This is a genomic window from Pseudoalteromonas sp., assembly GCF_041613455.1.
Lineage (GTDB): Bacteria > Pseudomonadota > Gammaproteobacteria > Enterobacterales > Alteromonadaceae > Pseudoalteromonas.
In genome coordinates, this window is the sequence record NZ_JBFJHD010000017.1 from 23,128 (window position 1) to 35,132 (window position 12,005).

Annotated in this window: 13 protein-coding genes; 10 read left to right on the forward strand and 3 right to left on the reverse strand. The window is 44.2% G+C overall.

The genetic code is table 11. From position 1 onward, the window contains the following. Nucleotides 1-9: 9 nt before the first annotated feature. The 10 genes from ABYB02_RS03500 to ABYB02_RS03545 all read left to right on the forward strand — a co-directional run bounded on the left by ABYB02_RS03500 (nucleotide 10) and on the right by ABYB02_RS03545 (nucleotide 9,437). Nucleotides 10-150 (forward strand): hypothetical protein, encoded by a 141-nt coding sequence (locus ABYB02_RS03500; RefSeq protein WP_372761082.1) that lies wholly within the window; start codon nucleotides 10-12, stop codon nucleotides 148-150. Further along, nucleotides 151-1,902, forward strand: coding sequence for a phage tail tape measure protein (locus tag ABYB02_RS03505; RefSeq protein WP_372761070.1), 1,752 nt, complete (start codon nucleotides 151-153; stop codon nucleotides 1,900-1,902). Beyond that, complete coding sequence (locus ABYB02_RS03510) at nucleotides 1,899-2,234, forward strand: DUF2590 family protein (protein WP_372761071.1); 336 nt, start codon at nucleotides 1,899-1,901, stop codon at nucleotides 2,232-2,234. The genes ABYB02_RS03505 and ABYB02_RS03510 overlap by 4 nt, the downstream gene beginning before the upstream one ends. Beyond that, the gene (locus ABYB02_RS03515) at nucleotides 2,234-3,427 is read left to right on the forward strand and encodes a baseplate J/gp47 family protein (RefSeq protein WP_372761072.1); all 1,194 of its coding nucleotides are present in this window, start codon (nucleotides 2,234-2,236) and stop codon (nucleotides 3,425-3,427) included. Before ABYB02_RS03510 ends, ABYB02_RS03515 begins: the two co-directional genes overlap by 1 nt. Beyond that, a complete protein-coding gene (locus ABYB02_RS03520) occupies nucleotides 3,427-4,056 on the forward strand; it encodes a hypothetical protein (protein WP_372761073.1) in 630 nt (209 codons plus the stop codon). Before ABYB02_RS03515 ends, ABYB02_RS03520 begins: the two co-directional genes overlap by 1 nt. A 3-nt stretch (nucleotides 4,057-4,059) precedes the next feature. Continuing rightward, nucleotides 4,060-6,024 (forward strand): phage tail protein, encoded by a 1,965-nt coding sequence (locus ABYB02_RS03525; protein WP_372761074.1) that lies wholly within the window; start codon nucleotides 4,060-4,062, stop codon nucleotides 6,022-6,024. Between the two features lie 66 nt (nucleotides 6,025-6,090). Continuing rightward, nucleotides 6,091-6,585, forward strand: a complete 495-nt coding sequence (locus ABYB02_RS03530) for an adenine glycosylase (protein WP_372761075.1) — start codon at nucleotides 6,091-6,093, stop codon at nucleotides 6,583-6,585. Continuing rightward, on the forward strand, nucleotides 6,585-7,274 hold the full coding sequence (locus ABYB02_RS03535; RefSeq protein WP_372761076.1) for a hypothetical protein: 690 nt from the start codon (nucleotides 6,585-6,587) through the stop codon (nucleotides 7,272-7,274). Before ABYB02_RS03530 ends, ABYB02_RS03535 begins: the two co-directional genes overlap by 1 nt. Nucleotides 7,275-7,276: 2 nt before the next feature. Further along, nucleotides 7,277-8,020 (forward strand): hypothetical protein, encoded by a 744-nt coding sequence (locus ABYB02_RS03540; protein ID WP_372761077.1) that lies wholly within the window; start codon nucleotides 7,277-7,279, stop codon nucleotides 8,018-8,020. 652 nt (nucleotides 8,021-8,672) lie between these two features. Next, entirely contained in the window at nucleotides 8,673-9,437 is a 765-nt protein-coding gene (locus ABYB02_RS03545; protein ID WP_372761078.1) for a class II glutamine amidotransferase, read from the forward strand. A gap of 86 nt (nucleotides 9,438-9,523) precedes the next feature. On the opposite strand, the gene ABYB02_RS03550 is transcribed toward ABYB02_RS03545, so the two are convergent. From ABYB02_RS03550 to purM, 3 genes are read right to left on the reverse strand one after another with little or no spacing between them, the layout of a single operon-like run. After that, nucleotides 9,524-10,258, reverse strand: coding sequence for a DUF3108 domain-containing protein (locus tag ABYB02_RS03550; RefSeq protein ID WP_372761083.1), 735 nt, complete (start codon nucleotides 10,256-10,258; stop codon nucleotides 9,524-9,526). Between the two features lie 16 nt (nucleotides 10,259-10,274). Continuing rightward, entirely contained in the window at nucleotides 10,275-10,922 is a 648-nt protein-coding gene (gene purN, locus ABYB02_RS03555; RefSeq protein ID WP_372761079.1) for a phosphoribosylglycinamide formyltransferase, read from the reverse strand. Further along, a complete protein-coding gene (gene purM / locus ABYB02_RS03560; protein WP_372761080.1) occupies nucleotides 10,922-11,974 on the reverse strand; it encodes a phosphoribosylformylglycinamidine cyclo-ligase in 1,053 nt (350 codons plus the stop codon). The genes purN and purM overlap by 1 nt, the downstream gene beginning before the upstream one ends. Between the last annotated feature and the right edge of the window lie 31 nt (nucleotides 11,975-12,005).

Consider the following 12,005-nt stretch of genomic DNA (forward strand, 5'->3'; position numbering starts at 1 on the left):
CAACTATTTATTTTACGTCGTCACTTTTTACCACATGAGCAAGACGACGAGCAAAACCTAGCCCGCGCAGGTTGGCTGTATAAAAACCAGCGCGAAAACCTAGAAAACATAATAACCAATGCAGTGTGCAAAGCCTTTGGGGGCAAGTAAATGAGTTTACCGCAACAGCTAATGTTTACCGTTGGAATGATTGACCAAATTACTAAGCCTATTGCCAAAATAAGCAGTAGCCTTAATGGGTTAACCAACGACTACCAAGCAGGCACCATGAAAATGGCGTCGGGCGTTGCGGGTATTGCGGGCGCAGGCTTTGCGCTACAAAACGCACTTATGCCAGCCATAGAAATGGACCGCGCACTAGGCGAAGTAAGCTCGCTTGGTGTGCGTGAGTCTGCATTAAAACAACTAACCGATACCTCTTACGAATTTGCGCTTAAGTACGGCAAGTCGTCGACTGAATTTGTTAAATCGAGCTACGACATACAAAGCGCCATTGCAGGCCTTAACGATGCTGACTTATCAGCGTTTACGTTATCAGGGAACGTGCTTGCTGCAGCCACCAAAGCGGACGCTGCCACCATCACAGATTATATGGGTACCATGTATGGCACATTTAAAAATGAAGCCGAATCAATGGGCAAAGGCGAATGGGTACAACAATTAACAGGCATGACAGCTACCGCAGTTCAAGTATTTAAGACTGACGGTAAAAAAATGGCTGATGCATTCAAAGGAATGAGTGGCGCATCCAAAGAAGCGTTAAGCGATCAGATGGCAATACTCGGTACGCTACAGTCAACACTTGGCGGAGGTGAGTCAGCAACACAATACAAAGCATTCTTGGGCGGAGCTGCAAAAGCTCAAGAAAAGTTAGGGATGAACTTTACTGATCAGTATGGAAAGTTATTACCAACAATAGAAATATTAGAAAAATTAAAAGGTAAGTATGGTGATTTAACAATAGCTTCAGACAGGCTAGAAATAAAAGAGGCATTTGGAACTGATCAAGCATTAGGGTTTATTGATTTGCTTTCGAAAGATACAGATGCATTAAGAGTAAATATGGACGCTTTGGGTAAAGTTAAAGGTATGGAGCAAGCTGAAAAAATGGCTTCAGCAATGACCGACCAAAGCGAGCGTTTAAGCCAAAGTTGGTATGTAATACGTGCAGCGTTAGGCTCTGCGATTTTGCCAGCCTTTAACGACTTTGTGGGCTTAATTGCCGACATGGGATCAGGCGTTTTAAGTTTTACAGAAGAATTTCCAACATTAACAAAATGGCTTGGTTATGCCGCTGTTGGTGTGTTGGCATTCGTAGCAGCAGGCGGGCTAATTTCAGTAGTTATGGGCGGTGCAACTATGGCCATGACCGCATGGAATACAGCAACAATGATTGGCAGAGGGATAAGTGCAGCGTGGACAGCCTCAATAGCATTTTTAAAAGGCGCAATGCTTGCACTTAATATTGTTATGTACGCCAACCCAATTTTATTAATTGTTGCAGGAATAGTTGCCGCAATAGCCGCCGTGGGTGCATTGATTTATTACTGGGACGACCTAAAAGCCACTATGGGCGAATGGGGGTGGATAAAAGCCATTGTAGGCGTGTTTACCTCGGTTTGGTCAACCATTAAAAACTTATTTACTGGCTACCTAAATTGGTGGATAGACAAAATAAACATGCTGCCAGGCGTAGATGTAGAGCTAATAAGTTCAGGCTCTAATGCCAGCACATCAAGCATCGACGCAATAGAGCCAATTAGAAGTAAAGCCGAAAAAGGCGGTATTACTCAGCAAATTAGTAATGCAAACCAACAAAAATCAACCAGCGTTGGCACGGTTAACGTGTACCCAGCCAAAGGCGAAACTAACTTTATGAACTTTGTGGAAATGCAGTCATGAGTATTTACAGCGACCTACATATTAAAAACGGCGATGTGGTGTTAGACGCAGGCAACAACCCAACGTATTTAACCGATCGTGACGTAATAGCCCAAGACATAGTGCACGCAATTTTAGACACCGGCCTTGCAAACTTATTAGTAAGCGACCGAGGAACTGGCACAACCCAAGACACCCAAACCCAAATAAAACTATTGGTAGAAGACGACGTGCGCATTATGCCAGGCACAGTGCAAGTACAACAAAACCAAAACCAACACGGCCAGTGGTGGGTACATGCTAAAACCATCGAGTTTGGCGCTATTTCATCATTGATCATAGAGGCGCAATAATGGCTGAACTAACCCCAACAATTAACTTTAAGCGCATTGTAGAAAAAGCGGGTATACCCACCACAGAAGACGGGTGGAAAACGCTATTTAAACAAGAAGTAGACGCCCAAGGCAGCATTATTGCCAACGACTCACCGTACTCACCTTTTTGGCGACTAATAAGCGCCATTGTGGCAAAACCTGCCACATGGTTAGTAAACAAGGTTTTAATTGAAACCATACTGCCTAACCTGTTTTTACAAACCGCCACTGATAGTGAATTTATTGAAGCCAAAGCATGGGAGCACGACCTAACTCGTAAAAGCGAAACCCGCACCCAAGGCAAAGTGCGTTTTAACCGCGCCGCCAATGCAGGGCCAAGCTTATTGATTAGCGCCGGTACCGTAATACAAACCGATGCAATAAACGGCACGGTTTACCGTGTGCTAACCATTAACGACGTAATATTACCCGAAAACCAAACCAGCGTATTAGTGCCCGTAATAGCAGAGCACGCAGGCGCGGCCTATAACCTAGGCACAGGGTATTACCATATTTTACCCGAGTCGGTTACCGGTGTTGGCAGCGCAATTAATGCCGACGACTGGCTAGACGTACTAGGCGCAGACGCCGAAACAAACCAAGATTTAAAGCTACGCACCCGCAACGCATTTACGGCCGCCGCCCCGTGGCACATTGACGCAGTTTACCGCGCCATGCTAACCGCGCGATCGGGCTTAAATACCGACAACATATTTTTTGAACACGATGCACCGCGAGGCCCAGGCACGGCCAACGCATTTATATTGCTCGACACTGGCGAACCATCGACCGCACTTATTAGCGACTTAAACGAATACGTAATGGAAAAAGGTTTTCATGGCCACGGCGACGATTTGCTAGTAGCCGCCATGCCAGGCGTAAACGTAAATGTTGAGCTAACCGTTTACCCGCATAGCTATTTACTCGAAACCCAAGTAACTGCATTGCTAACAAACGTTGAAAACTTTATACGCAGCGCATTTAGAGAAAACACCAACTACGCAGCAACCCGAACGTTACCCGCAAGCCGCTTTAGCTTTAGCCGTTTAGGCCAAGAGCTGCACCGCGAGTTTGAAGGAATCGACTCATTAAGCTGGGGCCAAGGCGATATAACCAGCCAAAACAACGTGCCACGTTTAGCCACCCTCAGCGTAAATAATGGTAATGCGTAATGAACATTAACTGGCAAGCCCTAACAAAAATGCCGTACTGGCTAGCCCGCCCAAAAAGCGAGCTAGACAAACTACGCCAAGGAGCAATTTGTTACTGGCAGCGCGTAGCCGACATACTTGCATGGCCAGCCAAACAGCTCGACCCAATGACCGCCGAATTAGAGCTAGTGCACTTACTCGCATGGGAGCGCGACATAACGCAAATACCCAACGAAACCGAGCTAATGTATCGCACCCGTATTAAATACGCGCTGCCATTTGCCAAAGGCGCAGGCAGCAAAAACGGCTGGCTAAGCATGTTTGAAAAGCTCGGCATGCCATGGGTAACAATAGATGAGCGCATGAGCACAACCGATTGGGATGTAGTAAGCATTCAGCTACTCGATGCAGACTTAGGCGAGCGCCAAAATCTAATTAGCGCACTGTGTAGGCAGTATGGCCGAACAACACGCCGTTACGAGTACGTAACCATTGCCAAGCAAACAGTGGCCGCGCCCCCTAAAAACTTTGATGGCGACAGCGATTACACAGTTGCCAAAATTAACACCAATTTATTACCAGCAACCCGATTTATGACGATGGACAGCCATGCTGAATTTACCGTCGCTAATGTTAAACAGGAGTATTAAACCATGGCACAAGTTATAACCATTGCCGGCGAAAAGTTATTTGCAACCAAAGCACAGGCTAATCAACAGCTAGACATAGACACCTTTATTTTTGCAAACGTAGCAGGGCAAGACCCAGCCGCCGAAATTGACCGCAACGAAGGCATTCCAACAGCCGCTATTGTGCACCAACAAAACGTGCAGCAAACAGGCCGCATTAACGACAACGTAGTTGTTTATTCAACCGTACTCGACAGCGTTACAGGCCCGTTTGAATTTAACTGGGTAGGGTTGTATTCGTCAGTAAATCAAACATTAGTAGCCATTAGCCATGTACCAACTGTTGCCAAAACAATTACCGCGCCAGGCAGTGCCGGTAACACACTAAACCGTAACTTTGGTATTGAGTACTCAGGCATAGCCGACTTAGCAGGTATTAATGTAGCGCCAGAAACATGGCAGCTAGACTTTAGCGCCCGCTTAAGCGGCATGGACGAACTAACCCGCCAACTAGCAAGCGACATGAACGGTAAAGACTGGTTTATTGATGATGGTTTTAAAGTGGTCCCGCGCTCAACCGCCAATACATTTAGCGTAACACCCGGCGTAGGTTACGTAAGCGGCCTGCGCGTAGAGCTAAAACAAGAACACATTTTAACACTGCAAACATACCCACAATTTGTATATGTAGATGCGTATTTTGATGGCGATGCATCAAGCCAATGGAAGCCACAAGTTGCCTTTACTGTATCTAACACCGAAATGGACGATTACATTGATGTAAATGGTGTTCAACATTATGTGTATAAGTTGGCAAGTATTGGAGTTTCTGACACTGCGAAAGATTTACGTAGCAATAATGGTTTAGCTGAAAATTTAAAAGAAGTTCAAAATTATATTGATAATTTAAATAAAGGATTAATAGCAACAGAGCAAGGTCGTATTGGTGTAGATATAGAATCACCTCAGGCTAAGGTGCATGTGAGTGTAGATAATGATGTTACTGCAGGTATTCGCTCGACTTGCAACTGGGAAGGAACGACAGAAGTACCTTTTCAAAATCACGACTGTTCATTGTTTGAGGTGTTTAACGATGTTAAGTCAAGCAGTTTCAATCAATCGTGGGGCGTAAGCTCAGCAAACGCTTACAACAATATACCAGCTGGTGTGGTGGATTCAGGTCAACGTGTAGGCGTATATGGGTGGGCGGTATCAACGCCAGTGGCAGGATATAAACACAGGGGATCTCTAGAGTTCCAATTCGGCTTAATGGGAAGGGCTGGTTTTTTAGGTGCAGGAACGCCAGTCGGGGCAGTGATTAACAATGCCATAGGTGTCCGTGGTGAGATTGTTAATGACTCAGTTGGGGCAGATATTTACATGGCTAGAGCAGGTGAGTTCTTATCTACCGCCTCAACGGGAAACGTAAATTATAATTATGGAGTTTATGCATTAGCGATGAATGGTAATGTAAATACCGCAGTACTTGCTAACGCATCAGGCGGTGTAGTTAATTACTCAATTTATAGTGATTATGGTCAAATGTTTCACAAACATAAAGCAAATTTTGGCAATGAATCTGGTCAATCGGATGCAATTATTGGCGCTAGGGTTCCTGCTAACGCTTTTGAGTTTGGTAACCCAGACCCAAACGGTTACGGCTCCAATATTGGCTCTACAGCGGCAGCCGCATATCCTTTTGTCGTTTTTTGTGCAGAAGCTGAAGAGGCGGGCAATACATACAAAACTAGAGGTAAAAAGGGCGTTGTTATTTTTACTGACTTATTGGGCAGCTTAATTTTCGCAAGACTGCCAATCAGTAGCGCACCAGAGCAGGAACCAGTAGAGTCGGGAAGGTTTACAGATGAAGGAATTTTAATGTTAGGAAATGTCCCGGTTCATGCAGATAACGCAGCTGCAGTATCATCTGGCTTGTCCGTTGGTGCAATTTATAAAACCGCTTCAGGGGAGCTAAGGATCGTTATTTAAAGTTTTTTTATATATGAATACACGTTAGGTAGAGGATTTATCAAAGTATATAGGGTTTAAAGTAATATGACTTTACAGCTTAATAGTAATTCAATCATCCTTAAATCACTTCGCATTACGGCAAGCCAAGAGCTTGCCAGCGAAGATGCCAGCGGGCAAAGCTCTAGCACCGACGTGGCCGAAACAGGTATAAAAGCTAAAACGCTTTCGGTTAATGGTTTATTGCCATTTAATAAAGCTGAGCATTTAGCCGAATTGTTTAATATGGCTGAAGCCACCGAAAGTGGTGCTCGCGCTATTTATCGCATTAGTAACAATACGGCCAGTGCGCTGGGTGTTAAGCAAGTGCGCTTTAGCAGTAAAATTGAAGCGGTAGAGCAGCAAACTACACGCCAATGGGGGATTAGTTTTACGCTTGTTGAATATCGATCAGTACCGCAAAAAGTAGAAGAGCGCACACCACAAGCCGAAGCCAACCAGCAGGGCGGTAAAAGCAAGGTGCAATATGCAAATATTGGTGATCATCTACAAAAAAACTTTGAATCGTTGAGAACCGTGTAATGACAACCGCCAACGCTCGTTTTATTGCTCGCGCCCATATCAACGATAACAAAGTTGATATGAAAGACCACTGGATAGTGCTGCAAGCATCAACGCCAGGCAACTGCCAAATAACCGTTAACCAAAGCGTAGCTAAGTTAGCACCAGTGGCGGTTGATTTGGGTTGGGGCGACATGGTCGACCGCGTATTTAACGGTTATGTTGAACGTGTAATGCCAGCCGTAAATGGCTGGTATACATTGTTTTGCCGTGAGTGGTCGGCATCACTTGCTTACAATTTAACGGTAATGCTGCGCCATCCAACCATGCGCCAAGTGCTTGACGAAATCACAGCACAAACAGGCATTGAGTTTGTAATACCCGATAAAGCCTACGCTGATACAGCCATACCGTGCTTTTACTCTGATAGCTCAGGCTATGCCATGTTAAACAACATTGGCCGCGCGTTCCGTATTGCTGATTTTGTGTGGTATCAACAAGGCAATGGCAAAGTGTTTGTGGGCAGTTATGCCGACTCGTTTTGGTCAGATAAGCCCGTAAACATAGCCAACGAACTTATGACCGATCATCAAGCAGGTAAAACCGCAACAATGCCAGCAGCCCCAATGATACGCCCAAACGTAATAGCCAATGGCGAGCGTATAACCGCTGTTGAGTTTAAAGGCACAAACATGCAGATAAGTTGGTAACGATGGAAAAAGCAATACACAGAATCATACGTAAAATATTCCCAGAACTAACAGGCCAATTACATTTGCCACGTTGGGGCAGAGTAGTTGCATTTCCCGAACTACCCGCCATCGATGGCGAACGCGGTAGCGATGCATTCTACCCACGCTATGCCGTAAACGTGCAGCTCATTGACGAAAACGGCACAGACACCAAATCAAAACCACTTCAAGCCGTGCCATTACCATTACCAGGCGCAGGCGACAAAGCAGGGCGATTAGAACCACCGGCTATTAATTCAATTGTAGAAATTGGATTTGCCTATGGCCGAGCAGATAAGCCATTTATTAGAACCGTATTACCCTTTGGTTGGGACTTACCAGCAATCAAAGAAGGTGAAACCCGCACCCAAGTACGCGAAGGTGTATACCAACACATAGATGAGCACGGCAACTTTGAAAACAAAACAGATGAGTCATTAAAAGACATCATCGGCAAATTAGCCGACCTACAATGCGAAACCCGCAAAGTAATAGCAACCAAAGAGCAAGAGCATAAAAGCCCTAAAACATGGATAGGCAGCGATAGCGAGAACGTACTCAAATTACTATCAGAGCTAATGGCCACAGTAAAAGATATAGCAACAGAATGCGCAACACATAAACACAGCCCAACAATGGCACCACCAACAACAGCCGCAGTGTTTACAAGTAAAGCAGATGAAGCAAGCGCCCAAAAATCTAGGCTCGACCCAATAACAAAGTAACACACAAGCCCCACAATCAAGCCCAGCCAAGCGCTGGGTTTTTTATTGCCAGCCTACTCGCTGCAGCTAAGATAACCACGCCAATACAAGCAAGTTAAGTTTCAGCCACATAAACCAGCCCCACACAGAATGTAAGCGACGGAATCCGCACTCTTCCTCACCCTCCTGCGCGCTCTTTATCGTTATTTTTTTACAGTTTTTAAGTGCTTCATTTAAACCGCCAGCCAGCGCTATATATAAGGTTCTTAGTAGATCAAGGATCTGAAAAGATCGAAACTAATTTCACTGTTTTACAGTTTAACCGCCTGTAATATATAAGGAATAAAACAAAATAGAATTGCTAAACAATAACTTAGCTCGTTTACGTGAGGTTTTAAAGATCAAAGGAGTTTTTAAGGGTTATTAAAAATCATTACAAAACAGTAGCTTAAGCAAAAACAAAACTGAAATTAAAAAACGGTAATTTTAGAGAATGGTTGAAAGGAATGTTTGCATATAACAACGCGTTGTTTAACAATAACTGCATTAAAGCAGTAAAAAGCAATTAACATAACGGCCACAAAAACCAAAGCGCGACCAAAAGTGTGACCAAATAAAAAGTTAAATTGTTTAATTATACATACTGCATTGTTTATAAAAGGTTATTTATTCCATGTGCGAGTTGCTTGGCATGTCAGCCAACGTACCGACCGATATTTGTTTTAGTTTTTCTGGATTGTTAGAGCGCGGTGGCAATACGGGGCCGCATAAAGATGGTTGGGGTATTACCTTTTATGAAGGCAAAGGCTGTAGAACCTTTAAAGATCCTGAACCAAGTTATCAATCGGAAATTGCCAAGTTTGTTAAAGCATACCCTATCAAAAGTGTGTCGGTGATCAGCCATATTCGCCAAGGTAATCGCGGCCGAGTATGCCTTGAAAATACTCACCCGTTTACTCGTGAGTTGTGGGGGCGCGAAATCACCTATGCGCACAATGGTCAATTATCTAATTATCATGACTTAAAGCCCGAATATTATCGCCCCGTGGGTAATACCGATAGCGAGCTGGCATTTTGTTGGCTGCTGGATAAAATTCGGCAAAAATATTCAAAGCGCCCCAGTAATATGGCGTCGGTATTTCGCTACGCAGCCAAACTTTCACATACCCTGCGTGAAAAAGGCGTGTTTAATATGCTACTGACCGATGGGGTGTATGTATTAGCGTATTGCACCAATAACCTACATTATATAACGCGGCGTGCGCCATTTGGTAAGGCAACGTTAATCGATGCCGATATGGTGGTTGATTTTAATAAAGAAACCACGCCAAACGATGTGGTCACCGTGATCACCACTAGGCCTTTAACCAATGATGAGCGCTGGCATAAAATGCAACCGGGTGAGTTTGCGTTGTTTAAAATGGGTGAGCTACTTTAATTTATGTTTATTAGTGGCCGTTTATAGCAATAAAAAAGCGCGATATATATCGCGCTTTCATCGTTAACAGGCTATTAAAAAACAAGCTATTCTGGGCTAACCAATTGTTTAACCTCATTAGTCGGTGCTGTAAGCGGGGATGTGACAGTCAATGAGTTTATTTGCACTTCAAACTGCTCCGTGCCTTTTTCGCCTTTCCACATACGTACCAACATATAATCCATTTCTGGGGCAAACCAAGCAAGCGCTTGGCGTTTGTCGTTATCGTACAAACGTTTTACTTTAATAGCCTCTATGTTGCCAATCGGTAGCGAAATCATTTCAGTGCCAACAACTTCAAAGTTGTAGTCGCGACGATTGCCTTTTTTATCAATTAGTGGGAATGAAAAGCGGGTTTCGCCTTTTTTCAAGCCTTCACGCACTTGCACTTGATAAGAAATGGCATCTTGAAAATCATCGGTCCATTCACATTCTAATGGGTATTCGCTATTACTACTGGTAACGACCTTGTTTTTAGTATCAAAATCAATATTGTAATCTTTATCAGGGCCGGTGCCACTACGCACCATGGCGTAATGATGCGGAGTCACTTTGCCATTAGTAAAGGTAAATTGAGAGGTTTCTTGACGTGAGTCTGAAAAAATCATCCACTCTATATTACTGTGGTACGTTAATTGGTAGGAGTTATCACTGAGTTTTTTCAGCTCGCGCACGGCTTCACCATGATTTTTACCTTTGCGTAAAATATCATATTTAGCTTGGTACTGCGTCAATTCGCCCGCAATCAGGCTCGTTGGAAGTAAAGTGCCCACACATAACAGCAGGGCACTTAATGTTTTATTGTGGGTAGTGCGCGCCGTGTGCAGGAAGTTTTGTTTGGTCAAGAACTGCATAATCTGCTTCCATAGTAAGTCTGTGTTCACTGAACCACTTGACCACCAAAGGATAAATTATATGCTCTTGTTCGTGCACGCGTTTTGCTAATGTCTCTGCTGTATCATCCTTGAGTACAGGCACTCGTGCTTGAAGTATAACGGGCCCGCCGTCTAATTCTTCAGTCACAAAGTGAACACTTACGCCATGAACATCATCATTTGCATCAATTGCTCTTTGGTGGGTATTCAGCCCCTGATACTTAGGCAACAGAGATGGATGAATGTTCAACATTTTTCCAACATATTTTTGCACTAAGTTAGGGGTAAGAATACGCATAAACCCAGCTAATACAACTAGATTCGGCATAAAAGAGTCAATAACGTTCATTAACTGTGCATCGTACGCTTCGCGCGAGTCAAAATCTTTATGACTCAACACGTGCGTAGCAATGCCCGCGTGTTTAGCACGCTCTAGGCCATAAGCGTCTGCTTTATTACTGATCACAGCCGCTATATGCCCGTTTATCTCGCCACTTTCGCAGGCATCAATAATGGCTTGCAAATTAGAGCCACTGCCTGAAATTAAAACGACTAGACGAGTGGGTGCCATTACTTAGCACCACCTACAATTTCTACTTGCTCTTCGCCTGCGGCTGCATCTTGAATTTCACCAAGGTGCCACGCGTTTTCGCCTAACTCTTGTAGCAAGGTTAAACTTTGCTCAAGTTTATCCGCAGGAACCACTAATACCATACCTACACCACAGTTAAAGGTGCGGTACATTTCATGGGTGGTAATGTTACCGTTTTCTTGTAACCAGTTAAAAATGCGCGGCCATTGCCAGCTGTCACCTTTAACGACTGCTTTAGCAGAGGCGGGTAATACGCGAGGAATATTTTCCCAGAAACCGCCACCAGTAATATGCGAAAGTGCGTGTACATCAACTTGCTTAAATAATTCAAGCAACGGTTTAACGTAAATACGAGTGGGTTCAAGTAACGTTTCGCCCAACGTTTTACCTTCAAACTCAGCGCTGGTATCGGCTTTAGAGACTTCTAATACTTTACGAATTAAAGAAAAACCATTTGAGTGAGGACCGCTTGAAGCAAGTGCAATTAATTGATCGCCAGCCGCGACTTTAGTGCCATCGATAATTTTTGATTTTTCAACAACACCGGTACAAAAACCTGCCATGTCATAATCTTCACCGTCGTACATGCCTGGCATTTCAGCTGTTTCGCCACCAATAAGGGCACAACCTGAAATTTCACAGCCTTTACCAATACCTGTTACTACGTCAGCCGCAGTGTCTACGTCTAGTTTACCTGTTGCATAGTAATCTAGGAAAAACAATGGCTCAGCACCTTGTACGATCAAATCGTTAACACACATAGCCACTAAATCTATGCCGACAGTGTCGTGCTTTTTAAGGTCGATAGCTAAACGCAGTTTAGTACCTACGCCATCGGTACCCGCAACTAATACAGGCTGTTTGTAGCCAGCTGGAATTTCGCACAGTGCGCCAAAACCACCAATACCGCCCATTACTTCCGGACGACGAGTTTTTTTAACTACGCCTTTAATACGCTCAACAAGTGCATTACCAGCGTCGATATCTACGCCCGCGTCTTTATAGCTTAGAGACTGTTTTTGTTCGCTCACAGGTTTTCCTCAAAATAGTTGTTTTGGGTTG